Consider the following 19,839-nt stretch of genomic DNA (forward strand, 5'->3'; position numbering starts at 1 on the left):
CTATGCTACTCCTTTAACTTAACTTTTATTTTCTTCCCGGCTTTTACTTCCGTTCCCTTAGTCACATCTTGACTAGCAACGGTTCCGGTTCCCTTTATACTAAATTTAACATTAGTTAACTCAGCAAATTGATGCAGATCATTAAACGTCCAGCCTTGCATATCAGGACAAATCACTTTACCTGAAGTATAAATAAAGATGCGATCACCGGATTCGAGCTTCTGGCCCTTTTTAATACCTTGAGCAGTTACTCGATCTCCTTCGCCAACTTTAACTAAATTCAAGCCAATTTGCTTAGCTTTTGCGGTTGCTTGATTAGCAGTCATATCTTTGAAGTTAGGCACTTTAACCGTAGTCGTGGTGTCATCGCTTTTAGACATCGAAATAATCCGACGCATCATTGGTTTAAAGATTGAAGCTAAAATCTTTTCAGCAGTAGTACCAGCTAAATGCGGCTGCTTAATTGTCAAATAAATGCAGTAACGCGGATTACTTGCTGGATAAACGCCAACTACTGAAAAAATATAGTTGCTGTCTCCCTTTAAATATCCGCCACCTTTAGGGTTAGCGATTTGAGCAGTACCAGTCTTAACTCCAATATCAGCATTACCAATTTTATAAGCATGACCAGTACCAGATTGTTTATTAAGCACCCGCTTCATGTTGGTCAAAACAACTTTTCTAGTTTTTGCATCATAAACAGGCGTGCCAACCTTCTTAATCTGGTAGCCTTTAACAGTCTTACCATCCGAATCGGTAATCTTGTTAACCAGTTGCGGTTTAAGCATTTGCCCATTATTAGCTAATGAGCTGTAAGCCTGCATCATTTGCATTACATTGACGTTGACCCCCTGACCAAAAGCAGTAACTGCCTGGTCAATCGGTGTCTTAAACGAAATAAATCCAGGCTGTTCACCAGGAAGAGTTATACCAGTTTTTTGTCCAATATGAAACCTATTCAGGTATTTCTTCCAAGTTTTTCCGCCCATTTTTTGCTCTAATTTAACAAACCCGGTATTACTTGAACGTTCAAAAGCCTGTGAAAACGGGATCGTTCCCCAACCAGAAGTCAGCCAATCATGAATTGTTGAACCACCGATATTGACAGAACCTGAACGATAATATTCATTAGGATTATAATGACCGCTATTTACCACCGCGGCAAAAGATAAAATCTTAAAGACCGAACCTGGTTCATAAGTATCTTGCACTAAAATATTACGATAAGATTTTGTCAGGCCCTTTTTAGTCTGTGGATTAAAGGTTGGCCTTTGCGATGCAGCTAGAATCTTGCCTGTCTTCATATCTTCAATTGCTGCCGTAATCGATGTAGGAGCATATGCTTTTTGCACATCAGTTAAGCGAGCTTCAAGATAACTTTGCAATTGCGAATCTAGTGTTAAGTAAAGATTATTGCCATTCTTAACTGGTCTATAGTCTTGGGTGCCATTGGGCATTTGATATTCAGAAGTATCAACTGAAGAAACCCGATAGCCGTCTGTACCTGTCAAAGTCTTATTAAAGTAGGCTTCTATTCCCATCGTACCAACTAGAGTCTCTGCATTAGTCTTCTTATCCCACTCAGGCTGTGCTAATCCCACAATGTGTGAAGCAAAATTACCATTAGGGTAAAGCCTTGACGGTGTAGCGAAAAATTTGATCCCTGGTAATTTCATCGCTTCAATTTTCTTTTTTTGCCTTAACGTTAAACCACTACCCCCTGTACCGAACTGCACCTGAAATGCTTTTTTCTTAGGAGTTAAATAATGATAAATTTTTTCAGCTGATAATGGTAAAACTGTAGCTAATTTTTCAGCCGTTTCGGTTTTATTGACTACATACTCAGGCTTATTTTTATAGTTAATTGAAGATTTATCTAAAATTGCATAAACAGAATAAAGATGCGAATCCTCCGCAATTGCCAATCCATTCCTATCATAGATAGTACCTCGCGTAGCTTTAATTACTTGATTACGTCGATACAATTGTTTGGTCCGCGCCGATAAGTTCTGTCCATTAACTGTCTTAGAAATTCCAATATATAGAAATCTAGCTGTAAATATAAGAAAAACCAAAGCCACGGCTAATTGGAGAAACCTCCCCACCGTAAAGCGGTAGCCGTGGACTTTGGATTTTTGTAATTTTAAATTACTGTTTTTTTTCATTAGCGAATCGTCCTAATGTTTTTATTAATGAGAGTCAATCCCTTTTCACGCGCGATCTTATTTAAGCGATGAGTCGAGGTTAAACTACCAATATCTAATTTCAAATCATTGATCCTACTTTGCTCCTTAGCAACTGATTGTTGTGTTCTGGTCAACTCATGTTGAGCTGAAGTCGCAGAGATACTAGAAGAAACTAGGAAAAACATCATACCCAAGGTAATAATGCTGCCCAAGAACAATAAAGTTTTTTCTAGGCCACTGTAAGGAACTTTATGCGGATCAAGGATAACTCGTTGATGTTTCTTAGAACCATTTCGTTTATGTGGTTCATATTCAATTCTTCTTGCTGAGCTGTCAGCCATAACTTTTTCCTCTTTATAACTTCTCTGCAACCCGTAGTTTTGCACTGTGTGAGCGGTTGTTGTTTTCTAATTCGGAAGTTGAGGCGGTTATCGGTTTGCGATTAACCAGACGAAGCGTTGGCTTCATGCTATCTGGTATCAACGGCATCCCTCGTGGAACTTCCACCTCTGAATACTTCTTAAAAATCTTCTTAACGATCTTGTCTTCATGTGACTGGAATGTAATCACGCTGATTCGACCACCTGGTCTTAATATCTTAATTGCTTCTTCTAGGGAAGCTTGTAAGACATCTAACTCGTGATTAACAGCTACCCGCAAAGCCTGGAAGCTCTTCTTTGCTGGATGTCCGCCAGTTCTTCGTGCATACGCAGGGATCGCGTCTTTAATAATGTCAACTAATTCAAAAGTTGTCACTATTGGCTTATCCTTGCGCCTTTCTACAATCTTGTGAGCAATTTGTCTAGAGAATTTTTCATCTCCATACTGATACAAAATATCTGCCAGCTCTTTTTGACTAGAAGTATTAACTAACTGATACGCATCTAAGTCTTGACTTTGATCCATCCTCATATCGAGTCGAGCATTATAACGGTAAGAAAAACCGCGGTCAGCTTGATCGAATTGAGGAGAAGAGACACCTAAATCATAGTATATGCCATCTATGCCATCTGCATAACCTAGCTCAACCAGATCCTGTTTCAGATTGCTGAAGTTGTCATGTACAAGTTCTAATCTAGGTTCACTATCTGGTGCCAATAAATCAGTAAAGTTCAACTTAGCCGATTTTATTGCGTATTCATCTTGGTCAAAACCAATTAGCGTACCGGTGTCAATTTTACTAAGCAAATATTTTGCATGTCCACCACCGCCAAAAGTTGCATCTACATAAAGACCACCGTTTTTTGGTTTTAAATTATCAATAGTTTCGTGTAAGAGTACACTAGTGTGTTTGAATTTCATAATTTATAGTTCAATGTCGTCCAAATCTTCAGCAATGTCATCATAATCATCATTAGCTTCTTCTTCAAAACTAGTCCAGCGCTCCTGAGCCCAAATTTCAATTCGTTCAGAAACACCGATTATAACGCATTCTTTAATGAGTCCAGCATGGGCTTTGAGCGTTGCTGTCAGATTAACGCGGCCCTGCTTGTCAAACTCACATTCCATCGCACCAGAGTAGAATAAACGCATAAACTTGCGCGTATTCCTCTTAGTCAACGGAAGTTTTGCTAATTTGGCTTCAATCTTCGACCATTCATCCATTGAATAGCCAAAAATGCAGCCTTCCATTCCTCGTGTGAATACCACTTGTTCACCAATCTGTTGCCGAAACTTCGCCGGTATAATTAGACGACCTTTACTGTCCAGATTGTGATGATATTCACCCATGAACATGGTCTAGCCCCCCTTCCAATAAATAATTTACCACAATTCACCACTCTCTACCACATGCTCAGGCAAAAAATACATATTTTTAGATTTCTTTATCATTTTCTTTTTACAAAATTTAAAAAAGGTCCAAAATATTATAATTTTGAGCCTTTCGCATATACAAATAATTTTAATTTAATAGAAACATCATTATTAACAATCCAACATACCAACAAAAACTGCAAGCAGCTAAATAATCCCACAATTTTCGAATTGTTTTACCTAAAGAAATATTCTTATTTCTAATAGCATCATGTAAAGAAACGATGATTACCAAGATAAAATAAATTAAAAAACCATAAGGAAAAAAAGATGGTTCCTTCATGTGGATCGTAATCAGATTACAGGCAGCGATAAAGAAAAACGGAAACACATCATAACCACGAAATTGTGCTCGCGGAAAGATTTTATTAATTAAAAAAGCAACCACTAAACCAATAACTGGTATTAGAAAAATATAAAGCATACGTAGTCCTCCATGCTTTTCATTCTAAACTACAATTGATTTGAAAAAAAATATTAATAAGAATAAAATATTGTTCAAGTAGGAGGACTTTTTATGGCAAGAAGAAAGAAAAAGAAATCAGGTTTTCAAAAGTTAACCATTGTCATGGCCTGGCTAATGGCAGTCATCACACTAGCTGCTGTTATCGCTGGTGCTGTCGGCGCAATGGCCGGTGCAGGCATGTTTTAAAGCAAATTAAAACCACGAAGAATTTCTTCGTGGCTTTTTCTTTATACGCGATAAGCATTTAGGTCAATCAAGAACGGATAATCTTGTGCTAAATTACCCCAAATCCAATATAGCAGGATAAAAAAGACAATTGACCAACCTAAATTAGTTAACATGCACATTAGCAAAGCATGAATCGATGCAGTTGATATACCAACTGCTTTGAATATAAACCAACCATAACCGACAAAAAGCGTTGTCCCTAATAAAATTACAATTAGCCTAGCCCAAAAAACTTCAGGTAAAAAACGTGCAATTCTTTGGCAGATCCAGCAGGCAAACGCCAAAAATACCGTATAAATGCCAATGATACCGTAGAAATAAATATCGGCTATTATTCCTGTACCAATCGCTAACCAAATTTCATTTTCATTAGTATCATCAAACAAACCAATCAACATCACACTAATAGGTAAAATTACGCTAGCAGCGTTGAAACTACCATAATCTAAGAACTGATGCAAATAAAGCGAAGCCACGCCATCTAAAATTAAAGCAATTAATAAGCCAATCGCCAATACCCATTTACGTAAAATAGACATTAGTTAGCCACCTGTCTTTCAATTACTGTAACAATAGAAGGATCACTAATATCTCCAGCAGGCTTAATTTTAATCTGATCAGATAAACCAAATGAATTACGAGTAGTCGTAGTAACTGTACCAATCAGTAATCCCTTAGGAGAATTGCCACCCATTCCGCTAGTATAAACTCTGGTGCCAGCTTTCAGCTTGCTCCCATCAACTACTTGTGTAAAAGCTAAACTATTATTGTTAGTAACTGTAATAATACCATGAACTGACTTACCATTAGTGGCATCAGCTTGAACCGAAAAACGGTTAGCTGATTCATCCGTGGTAGTAATTAATTCCACTTTAGAGGAAGCTGCGTTAGCTTCAACTATTCGTCCAATTACGCCACCACCACACATTACAGCCATATTCTTCTTGATACCAGCAGAACTGCCTTTGTTAATTGTCAAAATATCTGACCAAGTATCTGGTGCACGAGAAATTACTGAAGCATTGACTAATGTATAACCACTCAAAGTATCCTTTAAATTAAGAGCAGCCTTTAATTGCCGATTTTCTTTTTCTAAAGTAGAATTACGAGCTTTAGTTTGACCTAAATCAGTAACTTCACGCTTTAAGTGATTATTTTCATCTTGAGTGTTCAAAATATCATGAGCACTATTTAATCCACCTGAAATCCAGCCTACTGGCACATCAATAATGCGTGTACCTAGAGCAACGATATCATTGCCTAAGCTTTGAATTAATAGAGGGGCGTTACGCTTTTTACGCAGACTAACGCTTCCGCCTAAAACAATCAAAATAACTATAACTATAATAAATGCTGATAATAATTTTTTATTTTGTAGAAATTTTTTCATTCAGAATTGATCCTAAGAAAAAACCGGCTTCAGCCGGCTTTTTTATTATTTGCGACTTCTACGCATTACTTCAATATTCTTGAGTGACTCACCAGTACCAATTGCTACACAATCAAGTGGATCTTGTGCAATAAATACAGGAACTTTGGTAGCCTCAGAAATAACCTCTGGCAAATTCTTAAGTAGTGCTCCACCACCAGTTAAAACAATACCATGATCAATCACATCAGCAGCAATTTCAGGAGAAGTTTGTTCCAAAGTCTCCTTAATTGCAACGATGATATCTTGGACAACGTCTTGAATTGCCTTAGCTACATCAACGGCTTCAACGTCCACCGACTTAGGCAAGCCAGTAACTAAATCACGACCACGAATGTTCATTGATTCGATTTCTTTAGCCTTTTCTACCGAAGCAGAACCAACTTGAATCTTGATATCTTCAGCAGTTCTTTCACCAATTAACAGGTTAAAGTTGGAGTGAATGTAATTAATGATTGCATTGTTAAATTTATCTCCAGCTTGACGAATTGAAGTTGATGATACAATACCACCAAGTGAAATAGTAGCTACATCAGTAGTACCACCACCAATATCAACTACCATTGAACCAGTAGGATCCATTACTGGAAGACCAGCACCAATTGCTGCAGCGAATGGTTCTTCAATAACAAATGCTTCACGTGCGCCTGCTACTCTAGCTGCATCGATCACGGCACGCTTCTCAACTTCAGTAACACCTGAAGGAACACAAACCATTACTGAAGGCTTAGAATTGCCTACAGTCTTTTCCATAAAGTACTTAAGCATAGCTGCAGTAGTATCATAATCAGCGATTACCCCGTCCTTCATTGGACGAATAGCAACGATCGTCCCTGGGGTTCTACCAATCATTTCCTTGGCTTCTGAACCAACAGCGATTACTTCACCAGTTTGTGTATTCTTGGCTACTACAGATGGCTCTCTTAAAACGATGCCTTTACCTTCCATATAAACAAGTGTATTGGCTGTACCTAAGTCGATACCAATATTTTTTGTACCTAATCCAAACACAAAAATCTCTCCTTAATTGTTGCGGTCTCTAAATCTTGAATAATTATAGCATACTATAACTTTAAAGGTGATTTTCGCGTGAATTTTAAAGAACTTTAAAACAATTTCTTCTCACGCATGCTCAAATATTGTCCTTGACCAATAATAAAATGATCTAACAGGTCTATTTTCATCATCTTAGCAGCCTTTTGTAAATCTTCCGTTAATTTAAAATCACTGGAAGATGGCATTAGCTTACCACTTGGATGATTATGAGCAATAAAAATCCCCGCACAGCCATAAATCACAGCCCAGCGAAAAATCTCTCGCGGATGGGCAACTGACCTATTCAATGTGCCTTGAAATAGCTTTTTTTCGGCAATGATGTGACTACCATTATCAACATACAATGCCCACAGCTCCTCTTGCTTATGACCTACTAACTTGTCAGCTAAGTAGTTACCTACTTCTACGCTAGAAGTCAAGATTGCCTTGCGATGAGGCGATGCCTGACGCAAACGATCCAATACTTCTTCAGCCGTAACAGCTAACTCATTTGCACAATTAGGACCTGTTACAAATTGGATTAGCTCATCAAAAGAAGTAAGTCTTTTTCGTTTCAAAAAACACTCTAACTCCTTAAAGCTACTAATCTTATAATCCTTAAATTGTTCAAACAGCTGAGCCAACAATTCTAGGTCTGTATTTACAAAGCAATGATTTGAATTTAAATTCATAAAAATTCCCCCTCATTACTTATTACGCAAAAAAGGGCTAAATTTTTTTCAGAAATTCAAAAAAGTTTTGGCAAATCATTATAGCATTTTCTTTATCTTGCTCTGTTGGTGAAATCAAATCCGGTACCATGATGCACTTTAAACCAGCACTAGCGGCTGCTTGCACACCAGTTGAAGAATCTTCAAATACCAAAATATTTTTCTTAGGCAGTCCCATTTTTTTAGCAGCTGCTAAATAAATATCCGGCGCAGGTTTGGCCTTAATATGACCCTTCTGCACGTCCAAGTAACTAAGGTAAAAATCAAAATAATTTCTCACCCCAGTAGCCCAGAGTGCGTGCTGCAAAACGTCTTCATAGTTGCTAGAAGCGATTGCCATGCGTAAATTACGCTTCTGAAATTCATCAAGCGCTTCTTGAACACCTGGTTGCAACTTCAATTTACCTTCATCTGTCCACTGCCAGACCAGATCATCGGTCCGTTTAATAAATCGGTCACGGTCAGCTTCGGTCTTGAAATACTTATGATAAAAATCCTGCATTTCTTTAACAGTAGCACCCGTTAATTTCAGATAAGCATCCCGCGGCGTTCCGATTTTTTCTTCTTCGGCTGCTTGAATGTTTGCATCCCAATACAATTTTTCAGAATTAATTAACAGGCCATCCATGTCAAAGATTACGCCCTGAATATCATCAGCTATTCCTTTAACTTGCATCGCATTTTCCTTTCCAATTTAAAACTGCGCTCACCAAATAAAAGGAGCCAGTCACTAATAAAATATCATTACTAGTCATTTTTTCTTTTAATTTGGTAAAACCGGTCCGATAATCCCCTTCATAATTATAGCGTCTTTGAACACTAATGGGAAAATCATTTTTCTTGGCAACTCTAGGATAGTTCAAACTGGTCAGCAATACTTCGTCAGCCGAATTAAACAGATCAAAAACCTGCTCTAAATCTTTATCCTTCATCATCGTAATCAGGACATACAAATGACCTTGACGTTTTTGAGCTTGAGCATGAATCACATTGAGCAAATTAGTCATTGCTTGAATGTTATGGGCACCATCTAAGACAATCAATGGCTGTTTTTGTAAAACATAATAGCGGCCTGGGATCGTCGTTTGATTAATTGCTGTCTCTATCTGAAACGCATCCAGCTTCAAATTTAATAAAGAAAATGCTTTGACAGCTACAGCAATATCATAAGCTTCAACTTGTGGCCTTAAATTAAACTTCAATTTAGTTTGTCTAGTTTGATAAATAATCTGTTGATTAACCTGTACTGTAAAATCTTGTCCCAAACGAAAAACGGGAGCATGCTTTTCACTTGCTTTAGTCTCTAAAATCGGCAAAACATCTTGTGGTACATTGCCTAACACCACAGGACGTGCATGCTTGATAATGCCACTCTTCTCACGAGCAATATCTTGTATAGTTGGCCCAATAATCTGTTCATGATCTAAGCCAATTGTCGTAATGATGCTGATTTCGGGCATAATCACATTAGTCTTATCATGCTCGCCGCCAATTCCTACCTCAATTACGGCATAATCACATTTTTCTTGAGCAAAATAAACAAAGGCTAAGGCGACTTCATATTCAAACGTAACTAATGAAAAATCTGGATCTTGTCTTTTAATCTTTTCCAAAGCCGCTTGAACTATGTTAGCTGTATTGACCAAATCATGATCGCTAATATCCTCACCATTTAGTTGAATCCGTTCATTAAAGCGATAAACATATGGTGAGACAAAAAGGCCAGTCTTCTGACCAGCCTTTTTGAGCAAATTTGCTAAGTAATATGAAGTCGAACCTTTGCCGTTAGTACCTGTAATATGAATCGTCTTTACTTTATCTTGCGGCTTGCCTAATTCTTTTAACAAACGCTTAATAAATGACAAATCATTCTTAGGATGTAAATGAGGCAAAGAATATAAATATTCAATTACCTCTTGAGCATTGGTAAATTTCAATTATTTACTCTCTTTCAAATCTTGAATTCGTTCACGAACACCAGCCAATTGACTTTCGTAGTCAGCTTTCTTTTCTTTTTCTTTGTTAACAACTGCTTCTGGAGCATGATCAACAAAGCCCTTGTTGGCAAGCTTCTTTTCTGAACGAGCTACTTCACCTTCAAGACGCTTTTCTTCTTTTTCCATCTTAGCTAATTCGTCATCAACATTAACCAATTCAGTCAGTGGAACGAAGATTTGTGCACCAGGAATTACGGCAGTCTTAGCAAGCTTTGGAGCTTCGATTTCTGCAGCAACCGTCAACTTCTTAGGATGCAAGAAGTTTTCTACGTAGTCAGCATTTTCATCAAGGACATGCTTGTTAGCTTGGTCATCTAATTGAATCATAATATCAATTGGACTAGACATTGGTGCATTAACTTCCATACGGATGTTACGAACAGCCTTAATAATTTCAATTAAGAAGGCCATGTCATTGTCAGCTTGCCTGTTTTCAAATTCCCTATGAACTGAAGGATATTCAGCTGTCATGATTGACTTGCCTTCATGTGGCATTGATAACCATAATTTTTCGGTTACAAATGGCATGATTGGGTGCATCAAACGCAAGATTTGGTCCAGAATCCAAATTAAGTTTTCTTGCTTTCTTGCCTTTAATTCTTCGTCATCACCATTTAAAGCAACCTTAGAAATTTCAATGTACCAGTCACAGAAGTCATTCCAGATAAAGTTGTAAGCTTCACGACCTGCTTCACCAAATTGGTATTCATCAAATAAACGAGTTACTTCACTAACAGTGTGGTTCAAACGATCGAAGATCCATCTGTCTGACAAGTCAAACTTGCTTACGTCTGGCATGTGTGCAGGCTTAGCATCGGAAGGTAAGTTCATGATTACGAAACGACTTGCGTTCCAAATCTTGTTAATGAAGTTCCAAGCAGCTGATAACTTCTTTGGATCGTAACGAGTGTCTTGACCAGGAGCAGTACCGTTAAGAAGGAACCAACGAAGGGCGTCAGCACCGTACTTGTCAACTACGTCCATTGGGTCAACACCATTACCAAGTGACTTACTCATCTTGCGTCCTTGTTCGTCACGCATTAAACCGTGCAAAACAACATCATTAAATGGACGCTTGCCAGTAAAGTGAAGACTTTGGAACATCATTCTTGATACCCAGAAGAAAATAATGTCGTAACCAGTAACTAAGGCATTAGTTGGGAAGTAACGCTTAAAGTCTTCTGAATTAGTATCAGGCCAGCCAAGAGTTGAGAATGGCCATAATGCACTTGAGAACCAAGTATCAAGTACGTCTGGATCTTGTTCCCAGTTTTCAATATCCTTAGGTGCTTCTTCACCTACGTAAGTTTCACCAGTCTTCTTGTTGTACCAAGCTGGAATACGGTGACCCCACCATAATTGACGTGAAATACACCAATCGTGAACATCTTCCATCCAGTGGTCCAAAGTACCTTCGAAACGTTCTGGAACGAAGTTTACCTTACCATCAGTCTTTTGATTTTCCAAAACCTTGTCAGCAAGTGGCTTCATCTTAACGAACCATTGCTTTGAAAGACGTGGTTCAACTTGAACGCCTGAACGTTCTGAGTGACCTACTGAGTGAACGATTGGTTCAACCTTAATTAAGTAGCCTTCTTCTTTAAGATCTTTAACTAAAGCTTCACGACAGTCAAAACGATCCATGCCAGCATACTTGCCACATTCTTCGTTCATAGTACCATCGTCATTCATAACATTGATTCTCTTCAAGTTGTGACGGTTACCTACTTGGAAGTCGTTAGGGTCATGAGCTGGAGTAATCTTAACTAAACCAGTACCGAATTCTGGATCTACGTGTTGGTCTTCAATAATTGGAATATGACGACCAACAAGTGGCAATACTAATTCCTTACCAACAATATCCTTGTAACGCTTGTCGTCAGGTGCAACTGCAACTGCAGTATCACCAAACATAGTTTCAGGACGAGTAGTAGCAATTTCTACATAGCCTGAGCCATCAGCGAATGGATACTTAACATGGTAAAAGGCACCCTTATCGTCCTTGTGAATAACTTCGATATCACTCAAAGCAGTTTGAAGTGCTGGATCCCAGTTAATGATGTATTCACCACGGTAAATAAGACCTTCTTTGTAAAGTTGAACGAAGACCTTCTTAACTGCCTTTGAAAGACCTTTGTCTAAAGTAAATCTTTCTCTTGAGTAGTCAAGTGAAAGACCCATCTTAGCCCATTGGCCTTTGATAATGGATGCGTATTCGTCTTTCCAATCCCAAACTTGCTTAACAAAGGCTTCACGACCCATTTGGTGACGGTCCTTGCCTTGTTTACGGAGCTTGGCTTCAACTTTAGCTTGAGTAGCAATACCCGCATGGTCCATGCCTGGAAGGTAAAGGGTATCATAACCTTGCATTCGTTTAAATCTAATTAAAGTATCTTGAATTGCAGTATCCCAAGCGTGACCCAGGTGCAACTTACCAGTTACATTTGGTGGTGGAATAACAATTGAATATGGGTGAGCTTTTTTGTCACCAGATGGCTTGAACAAATCTTCATCAAGCCAAGTTTGATATCTGCCTTTTTCAACCTCATTAGGGTTGTATTTAGGTGCTAAATCTGTCATTAAAATTCCTCCATAAAAAAAGTCCTAGACAATATTGTCTAGGACGATTTACTAACCGCGGTACCACCTATGGTTAAGTACAAAAATGTACTTCTCTTATAAGCGATAACGGCGCTGAAGTGTCCGGATTAACCTACTTAATTCAATTAATCAGCTAACCAAGCTACCAATCAACTTCTGGCCTCTCAGCTGTTTGGCTTTTCTCTGTAAATGAAGTCGATACCTCTTGATTCTTGCTTTGGTTACGATTATAGCATGAATTTATTTTAGAAAAAAGAGATAGACGAAGAATGTGCAGTATGCATTAATCATTCCATTTTTTCGCTAAATCAATTAATTTATCATAATTAAAACACCGACGACTAATAGGATCCTGAGGAAATTTTTGTTTACGCAAATAGAGTTTATATGCCCTGCTTGCAATATTTTCTTCATTATTAATTACTTTAAGTTCTTTGTTCAAAAGATCAATATACTTTGATTTTTGTTGTTCTGTAGAAAACCTTCTAAAATTAGTAATATTCTGTGCCGTCACATTAAAGATAGCTGACTCAGGTGCAGGAAACATATAATTTAAATGAACAACTCCCGCAAAATGTTTTTTAATTCTTCCATCTCTTCCATGAACCGGTATAAATATTTTTCTAAAATCCGGCTTATTTTTCATTTTACGATGACGATCTTGTGGGTGACTTATTGCACCTACAAAGATAATCCCTGGTTCAATCTCAAATAATGGTCTAAAAAAGGGTTTGAAATGATTAACTTCATAATCACTATATGGAATTCTACTTTCATAAGATTTCAAATAATTGAGATATGTTTCGTCAATACTACACCAATTCATATATTCTCCATAAAAAAAGCTGGTTAATTGCACCAGCCAAGCAGTATAGTTGCAGGAATACAGTTTTGATAGGCTCTGTGGCCTCTATATAAAAGGGTTTTGATAGGGCTCCCCCTAGCCTCTATATAAAACAGTTTTGATAGGCTCTGTGACCTCTATCCTGCACTATTATTATAACTTATACTTTCTAAAAACACCACACTTAGACTATATTCGCAATTTAGCTTAATCTTATTTTCCTATGCTTAACCTAAATTCCGTAACCGAATAATACAAACCAGCCTAAAATACTAATCAACAATAAAGCTTTAAACCAAATTGGCGTGATAAATTGTAAACTAGCTATATTTCTACCCTTTTTAGCTTTGACAATTGTTTGCGTAATAGTATTTTGCTTTAGCTTAGTTTGCAATTTACCATTCAAGGTCAAGCGTGATTGATGATACATTACAATCGGCAACATCTTCATCTTTGCCTTTTTGCTATTCCAAGTAAGAAATAGCTTGTTCCCTTTCACATGATAATGATAATGCTTAGCCTGATCTAAAATCTTCTTTTGATACGTAACGTTTGATGCATGTTTGGTATATGGTAAATAATCTGGTTCAGTATGGTTACCAGCCTTAAAAAGAGAATCATTATTGGTATAACGCAAAATATGCTGCAGCTTCTTGCGATGTTTCGTAATTTTACTGTATCTTTGAATAATCACAACATAATTTGGATCAAGAAATTCTAATGTTCTTTGCCGATTAATCGCATAATTAACTGATAAATTTTGACTAAAAGTTAAGACCAGGCCTACTATAATGAGCACATCAGTTAATTTGTCTTTTTTCTTCATTAAATTGGTCATCGAAATTCCTACTCCGAGCAAAATCAACGGCCAGGCACCAACTGCCAGACGATACGGAAATTGGAGGAAAGATTTTAAGCTAGGAAAATGTGCCTGAATCTGGGCCCAGGGCATTAAACTTGATGCAAGCAATAAAATCACTAGCGCAATGATTGTCACCATCGTATTAAGGACTGATTCGCGTAAATGAGTTAAAACATAAATCAATTGGAAAACAAGCAACAAGACCATTGAGATTAATAAAAAGCCATGAAGGTTAATGAATTTTTTATACTTAACTACGTGATAATACAGGTTATATTGATTAGGCAGAGAAATCTTATTGTGTGAGTATAAAACTAGCAGTCCTCCCCAAACATTGGCCGTTAAGACTAATGTCGTACCAAGCGCTTTGAAGAAATCTATTATCATTTGCTTTTTTGCTGAAGTTTTAACTAAGGCATAGATGGCAAATGGCACAAAAGTGCATGCAATGTAAACCGTTGATAACAGGTGTACTTGCGCGATCAGCGACATAATTAAAGCTAAACTTAGCCAAAGAATTGGCTTACGTTCATCGTTAATCATGTATAGTACCTGCATCATCGCATACGGCGCTAGTGCCGCACCCCACGCCATAAAATTAAAACGCAGAATGCCGGCTACGATGCCAAATTGCAAATAAATCAAGGCAAGCAAAATAGCAATAACTTCGTCAACATTAGCCTTCAACGCTAAACGATACATCCCAATTCCAGCGATTAACAGCACAGTGAAAACAGTTAAAATCTGAAAATTAAACCAATTATGTACTAAAAGCAGTAAAAAGCCACCGATGTAAGCTAAAAATGGCCCATAAACTGCATTAAAAATTCTCCCTGAGTGACTAAAAGCAAAATTAGTTTGAAAATATGAAAAATTTCCGGTCTTAATTTGCATACTAGTATCATAAAAACGCTGAAAATGAAGCAATGCATCGCTAGTCAAAAGAACCGCATGATTCAAAATTTGGAACCTAATCATTAAATAAATTCCAAGTAAATGACCACATACGGATAAATGGCTAAGCCAATCTTATTCCAATCTATCTTTTTTATATTAGTTCCCACTTTTTATTTCCTTTTCCTATCTGCTACTTTTTCTCTTTAACAATATAAATTGGTCGATTTTTCACTTGCAAATAAATCCTGCCTACATAATGACCGATAATTCCAAGGCATAGCAGTTGAATTCCACCAATTAATAGAATAATGGAAACTAGGCTTGCCCAGCCAAAGATACTTGAACTAGGAGTAATAATTTTTCTAACAATCACGAAAATGAGTCCAGCAATTGATAGGATAAAGGAAATTATGCCAATCCAAACAGATAAATCTAAGGGAGCCTGCGAAAAATCTGCGATTCCGCTTAAAGCATACTTAAATAATTTTTTAGTTGTCCAGTCCGTTTTACCAGCAACACGCTCTACATTATGGTATTCTAAATACTTTGTTTTAAAGCCAACCCAAGAAAAAATTCCTTTAGAAAAGCGGCTGTATTCTGGCATTGATAAAACAGCATTAACCATTTGACGCGTCATCATGCGATAATCTCGAGCACCTGGAACAATTTCAGTTTTAGAAATTTTATTAATAACTTTATAAAACTGATCACTCAAAAATGACTTAAATTTACTTTCACCCGTACGATCGACTCTGCGGCATCCCACAGCATCATACTTGCCAGTTTGAAGAAGACGATACATCTTAGGCAAAAACTCGGGTGGATCCTGTAAATCCACATCCATTAAAACGATATAATCTCCTGTAGCTGCCTTAAGTCCAGCATAAATCGCGGATTCCTTACCAAAATTTCTTGAGAAAGAAATATAATGCACTGCAGGATTTTCTTGGTGCAATTTTTTTATTTCTTGTAAAGTATTGTCTTTAGAGCCATCATCTACTAGCCAATATTCAGCTTTAACTGGCATCTTTTGCAATACTTTCTGCGTCGCGGCATAAAAAAGCGGAACAGTTTCCTGTTCGTTGAAACATGGTACAACAATTGACAAATTCTTCATTTATTATTCCTGACTTTTTTAAAAGTAATTATCTTATTGATAATAAATTGAATCAAAGTTGCGACAAAGGTAGCTACAATTTTTACAATCAAGTGCGGATATCCCAATTGATTAACAAAAATAAATAGCGACAGTGTCGTAAAGACAGTGGTGATTTGTCCAACAAGAAAATATGAAATAAAGCGAACTATCAAATGATCATGAACCTTAAAATTAGTGTATGAATTCCAAAAGAAGTTATTGATTATTCCGCAAGTTGACGAAATGATATTGGCGATTTCAACATTAACCTTAAAATAGGTCAGAATCGTATAGATGCCAAAATCAACGACTAAGCCTAAGATACCAATTAGCACATATTTTACTAGTTGAACAAAACTCTCTGAATTAATTATTTCTCTTATCTTAACCATAATTATTTAACTATTAGTTCTGCAGTATACTACCTTCCTTATTATTTAAATATATTGAAAACAAGCATAGGCTTTGCTATTTACTTAATCCATTGATTACCGCCTAAATTGTAGACGCGCTTGCCGTGATATTTAGCTACCGCAAAATAATTCCAATGACTGTGTGCACGCAAGGTTTTACCAGCTGACTTCTTAAAATAAAGATCCGTCCAAACCGGCGTTGCTTGATCAACCTTAACCAAGCCGACTTGGGCACGAGGAGCCAAAGAATCATGGTGAGCCAGATTCTGCTCGTTGAGCCACATGTTAGGCTGAACATGATACCAAAGTCGATTATTTACCAATTTAACCTGATCTGCTTTTACTTGATGACCATTATTTAACTTAAGATTGGCGGCAAGATTTTCAGTAGGAAAAGTTACTGGTTGATAATAAATGCGAAAATAATTATTTTCTTGCAAAATTTTTGCCAAACGAACTGGGAAATCAGTCAATAAGCCGGTAACACCCTTATCAGGATTTAAAAACTTGTGCATCTGCTTATTGCTGTTCACACCCCAGAGCATGTACTTTTTGTTTTTATCATGTAAATAGTTGGCCGCATCTGCAGTATAAAAGCTAGCAGCAAAATCTTGACTGTGACCTGTTGCCTTGTAAGAGCCAGCAAGCTGCGTGCGCGGAATTTTGGGTACAAGACGAGCAAGCTTCTTGAGTGCAGCACTAGAAAATGATTCAAATAAAATCCGTTTTTGTAAATGATACTTATTAAGTAACTCAACTATTCTTTTAGCATCTTCGCCATCGCCTTTTGGCTCTAACATAAATTTCACTTGCGGATTGTTTTGATAACGTTGAAAAACTTCTTCGAGTGAATGAATGCTTTCGCCGCTTTGATTACGATAATTAGTTAGCTTTTTAAAATTGTTCTTCTCAATTGCTTCATCCACGCCAAAAACGCGACTCAGATTATCATCGTGACTGACAACTAAAACATGGTCGCTGCTTTCTTGCAAATCTAGTTCTAAATAATCAACTTGTGCGCAAACAGCACGGTCATACGCTGCAAAGCTGTGTTCAGCGTATTTTCCCTGCTCGTTATCACCGCGGTGAGCGATGTTCATGAACCCACAATTAAATGGAAACATCGCTAGAAAAATTATTGTGATGAGCTTTTTCATTCGTTTATCCCTTCTGCGTTTTATATTCTTTATTCTAGTATTAATAGTTGAAGTACGCCATACTATATATTACGAGGAGGGCCAGTCATGAAGATTATCACACTAACCGATTTACGAAAAGATTTATTCAAGATTATAATGGCTAAAAAAGAATATCATCATTTAAAGGAATTAGAATATCTAGAAAAAACTGGTACTTTAAATACTATAATGAAACGGATTAATAATTCCACGGATGATGACTTCGTTGAATTATAACAATCCCAAATAAAAAGCGAGATGTATCATTCAATACATTCTCGCTCTTTTAGTTTTGATATATTATTTATTCTTCTCTTTTAAGTTAATATTTTCTTTTCTTACCCAATAACCAGATTTTGCATGACCTTTACCATAGCTTTTAATATGATAGAAAACTGAGTCTTTTATAAATTTCTTTTGATCAAATATTACTTTCTTGTTCTTAGCTATATACTTTTTAAGATATTTACCTTTAGAGTTATACAATCTAACTTTAGACTTCTTTGAAGCTTTAATAGTATAACTAATATTAACTTTTTGAGTCTTAAGCTTTTTACCAACATTAGCTGCCTTGACATAATACGGCTTATCCTTAGCAATTCTATAAAATAGTTTACCGTTAATAGTCTTCTTAGCATAAATCTTGATATCATTATAAGCTTTAAGTACCGCATAGTTACCCTTATTATGGGTATACTTTATTGCGCCACCTTTAACGTATTCATAAGTAAGAGCATTTCCATGTTCATCATAAACAAACGCGTTATGAATTAGCATTACCTTTCCAATATCAACAGGCTCATCATCAATAGTTGGCTTTTCATTTGAAATTTTAGCAACATCAGATTGAGATAAGTCTTTAGGTTCAAATGGTGTACCATCATCAATTGGATCGGTTCCCCAATTTGCATCAGAAGCATCAATAATTGGTTCATCAGTTTTATCTACATCTTTTGAATCAGGACCAATTATATCTTCCCTATGACCATTCTCATCAATTTTATCTGCTGGTTTCCCATCTTCAGATGTATGTGGAATATCAATCAGTTTGTCTTCTTCAGTGCCATCTTCTTTTACAAATTAAAATATAACTGGAGGGGTTACCTGTTCAGATCCTAGATCAACATCTACTACTGGATTGCCATATTTATCTGTTTCTGGACTAACTGCTTCAGGTAAATTACCGTCTTCATCTGCTTGTTCTTCTAAATAAGTACTACCATCTTTTTCTGTTGTTCTTATAACCCTATCTTGTATATTCTTTGGTAATTCATTATTTTCAGATAATTCACTTTTAAATTGTTTTTTAGCTTCTGTTACTGGATCTGAATAATTTGAAGTACCGTTTAATTTATCATGAATATCTTTTTGAACTTTCCATTTATAACATTTATTAGGCATAGTATTAGCTAAACCAGCCGATATGGCAATCTTATATCCTGGTTGTAGCAACATTGGCTGATCATCTTGTCGACTAACCGTTTGTCCCTTTTCATTTTCAATCGTTAATACATTCTCTTGATTCCAATTTTCTAATCTGTATCCACGCTCATTTTCTATTGCCTTAATCTCATCTTCTGTCATATCATCAACAGATTTATTGCCAATATAGGTATCATCTCTTTCTGTTACAAGATTATTATCATACTTAATATGAACATGTTTATTAAAATAATTAACAACATCATCATCCGTTAATTCGAAACTGTCAAATCTTTTGTGTAAATAGATCTTTCTCATAGATTGATTTTTTATTCTTTATTTAATCAAAGTAAGATTCTAAGGTGTCCTGAACCTGACCAAAGCCTTTGTGAATTCGGTTGAAGTAGCGGTCATTGTAACTCATTGCTTGGATGCCAATGAAAGTATCAAGCGACTGTTCAGTCGGAAACTCTGCTTTGGGCTTAGCCTTGCGCTTAATGACGTTGTTAAAAGATTCAATCATGTTGGTAGAGTAAATTGAAGCTCTGATCTGCTTAGGATAATTATAGAAGACCAGTAGGTCCGGCTCGATGTCTT

At 36.7% G+C, this 19,839-nt stretch carries 22 protein-coding genes; 2 read left to right on the forward strand and 20 right to left on the reverse strand.

What is annotated here, in order from left to right; all coding sequences use genetic code 11:
* Positions 1 to 5: 5 nt before the first annotated feature.
* The 5 genes from BLP58_RS03640 to BLP58_RS03660 form a co-directional block, all read right to left on the reverse strand.
* Entirely contained in the window at positions 6 to 2,165 is a 2,160-nt protein-coding gene (locus BLP58_RS03640; RefSeq protein ID WP_013854328.1) for a penicillin-binding protein, read from the reverse strand.
* Positions 2,165 to 2,527, reverse strand: coding sequence for a cell division protein FtsL (gene ftsL / locus BLP58_RS03645; protein WP_013854329.1), 363 nt, complete (start codon positions 2,525 to 2,527; stop codon positions 2,165 to 2,167). Before ftsL ends, BLP58_RS03640 begins: the two co-directional genes overlap by 1 nt.
* Before the next feature lie 13 nt (positions 2,528 to 2,540).
* On the reverse strand, positions 2,541 to 3,488 hold the full coding sequence (gene rsmH / locus BLP58_RS03650) for a 16S rRNA (cytosine(1402)-N(4))-methyltransferase RsmH (protein WP_013854330.1): 948 nt from the start codon (positions 3,486 to 3,488) through the stop codon (positions 2,541 to 2,543).
* Positions 3,489 to 3,491: 3 nt separating this feature from the next.
* On the reverse strand, positions 3,492 to 3,923 hold the full coding sequence (gene mraZ, locus BLP58_RS03655; RefSeq protein WP_013854331.1) for a division/cell wall cluster transcriptional repressor MraZ: 432 nt from the start codon (positions 3,921 to 3,923) through the stop codon (positions 3,492 to 3,494).
* A 166-nt stretch (positions 3,924 to 4,089) separates the two neighbouring features.
* The gene (locus BLP58_RS03660) at positions 4,090 to 4,425 is read right to left on the reverse strand and encodes a DUF3397 domain-containing protein (protein ID WP_013854332.1); all 336 of its coding nucleotides are present in this window, start codon (positions 4,423 to 4,425) and stop codon (positions 4,090 to 4,092) included.
* Between the two features lie 93 nt (positions 4,426 to 4,518).
* On the opposite strand from BLP58_RS03660, the gene BLP58_RS03665 reads away from it, so the two are divergent.
* Complete coding sequence (locus BLP58_RS03665) at positions 4,519 to 4,653, forward strand: DUF4044 domain-containing protein (RefSeq protein WP_013854333.1); 135 nt, start codon at positions 4,519 to 4,521, stop codon at positions 4,651 to 4,653.
* 41 nt (positions 4,654 to 4,694) lie between these two features.
* Here the strand turns inward: BLP58_RS03665 and mreD are convergent, their stop codons facing one another.
* The 12 genes from mreD to BLP58_RS03725 form a co-directional block, all read right to left on the reverse strand.
* Positions 4,695 to 5,234 carry a rod shape-determining protein MreD gene (gene mreD, locus BLP58_RS03670; protein WP_013854334.1) on the reverse strand — a complete coding sequence of 180 codons (540 nt, stop codon included), beginning with the start codon at positions 5,232 to 5,234 and terminating at the stop codon, positions 4,695 to 4,697.
* Positions 5,234 to 6,085, reverse strand: a complete 852-nt coding sequence (mreC, locus tag BLP58_RS03675) for a rod shape-determining protein MreC (RefSeq protein WP_013854335.1) — start codon at positions 6,083 to 6,085, stop codon at positions 5,234 to 5,236. Before mreC ends, mreD begins: the two co-directional genes overlap by 1 nt.
* Positions 6,086 to 6,130: 45 nt before the next feature.
* The gene (locus BLP58_RS03680) at positions 6,131 to 7,135 is read right to left on the reverse strand and encodes a rod shape-determining protein (RefSeq protein WP_013854336.1); all 1,005 of its coding nucleotides are present in this window, start codon (positions 7,133 to 7,135) and stop codon (positions 6,131 to 6,133) included.
* A 95-nt stretch (positions 7,136 to 7,230) separates the two neighbouring features.
* The gene (locus BLP58_RS03685; RefSeq protein ID WP_013854337.1) at positions 7,231 to 7,851 is read right to left on the reverse strand and encodes a JAB domain-containing protein; all 621 of its coding nucleotides are present in this window, start codon (positions 7,849 to 7,851) and stop codon (positions 7,231 to 7,233) included.
* Between the two features lie 37 nt (positions 7,852 to 7,888).
* Positions 7,889 to 8,566 carry an HAD family hydrolase gene (locus tag BLP58_RS03690; protein ID WP_013854338.1) on the reverse strand — a complete coding sequence of 226 codons (678 nt, stop codon included), beginning with the start codon at positions 8,564 to 8,566 and terminating at the stop codon, positions 7,889 to 7,891.
* Entirely contained in the window at positions 8,556 to 9,827 is a 1,272-nt protein-coding gene (locus BLP58_RS03695) for a bifunctional folylpolyglutamate synthase/dihydrofolate synthase (RefSeq protein ID WP_013854339.1), read from the reverse strand. Before BLP58_RS03695 ends, BLP58_RS03690 begins: the two co-directional genes overlap by 11 nt.
* Positions 9,828 to 12,467 carry a valine--tRNA ligase gene (locus BLP58_RS03700; protein WP_013854340.1) on the reverse strand — a complete coding sequence of 880 codons (2,640 nt, stop codon included), beginning with the start codon at positions 12,465 to 12,467 and terminating at the stop codon, positions 9,828 to 9,830.
* A 304-nt stretch (positions 12,468 to 12,771) separates the two neighbouring features.
* The gene (locus tag BLP58_RS03705; RefSeq protein ID WP_013854341.1) at positions 12,772 to 13,314 is read right to left on the reverse strand and encodes a type III toxin-antitoxin system ToxN/AbiQ family toxin; all 543 of its coding nucleotides are present in this window, start codon (positions 13,312 to 13,314) and stop codon (positions 12,772 to 12,774) included.
* A 250-nt stretch (positions 13,315 to 13,564) separates the two neighbouring features.
* Positions 13,565 to 15,172 carry a putative glycosyltransferase family protein gene (locus tag BLP58_RS03710; protein WP_013854342.1) on the reverse strand — a complete coding sequence of 536 codons (1,608 nt, stop codon included), beginning with the start codon at positions 15,170 to 15,172 and terminating at the stop codon, positions 13,565 to 13,567.
* Positions 15,173 to 15,281: 109 nt separating this feature from the next.
* Complete coding sequence (locus tag BLP58_RS03715; RefSeq protein ID WP_013854343.1) at positions 15,282 to 16,208, reverse strand: glycosyltransferase family 2 protein; 927 nt, start codon at positions 16,206 to 16,208, stop codon at positions 15,282 to 15,284.
* Entirely contained in the window at positions 16,205 to 16,621 is a 417-nt protein-coding gene (locus BLP58_RS03720; protein ID WP_012211687.1) for a GtrA family protein, read from the reverse strand. Before BLP58_RS03720 ends, BLP58_RS03715 begins: the two co-directional genes overlap by 4 nt.
* A gap of 80 nt (positions 16,622 to 16,701) precedes the next feature.
* A complete protein-coding gene (locus BLP58_RS03725; RefSeq protein ID WP_013854344.1) occupies positions 16,702 to 17,799 on the reverse strand; it encodes a glycerophosphodiester phosphodiesterase in 1,098 nt (365 codons plus the stop codon).
* A gap of 87 nt (positions 17,800 to 17,886) precedes the next feature.
* Between BLP58_RS03725 and BLP58_RS12055 the strand changes: the two genes are divergently transcribed.
* The gene (locus tag BLP58_RS12055; RefSeq protein ID WP_003628042.1) at positions 17,887 to 18,057 is read left to right on the forward strand and encodes a hypothetical protein; all 171 of its coding nucleotides are present in this window, start codon (positions 17,887 to 17,889) and stop codon (positions 18,055 to 18,057) included.
* A 63-nt stretch (positions 18,058 to 18,120) separates the two neighbouring features.
* On the opposite strand, the gene BLP58_RS03730 is transcribed toward BLP58_RS12055, so the two are convergent.
* From BLP58_RS03730 to BLP58_RS03740, 3 genes are all read right to left on the reverse strand, one after another.
* Positions 18,121 to 18,597 carry an SLAP domain-containing protein gene (locus tag BLP58_RS03730; protein ID WP_013854345.1) on the reverse strand — a complete coding sequence of 159 codons (477 nt, stop codon included), beginning with the start codon at positions 18,595 to 18,597 and terminating at the stop codon, positions 18,121 to 18,123.
* A 303-nt stretch (positions 18,598 to 18,900) separates the two neighbouring features.
* Positions 18,901 to 19,560 carry a hypothetical protein gene (locus BLP58_RS03735; RefSeq protein ID WP_013854346.1) on the reverse strand — a complete coding sequence of 220 codons (660 nt, stop codon included), beginning with the start codon at positions 19,558 to 19,560 and terminating at the stop codon, positions 18,901 to 18,903.
* Between the two features lie 22 nt (positions 19,561 to 19,582).
* A partial coding sequence (locus tag BLP58_RS03740; RefSeq protein WP_074484242.1) for a transposase occupies positions 19,583 to 19,839 on the reverse strand: 257 nt, incomplete at its 5' end.

This window comes from Lactobacillus kefiranofaciens (assembly GCF_900103655.1).
GTDB classification, from domain to species: domain Bacteria; phylum Bacillota; class Bacilli; order Lactobacillales; family Lactobacillaceae; genus Lactobacillus; species Lactobacillus kefiranofaciens.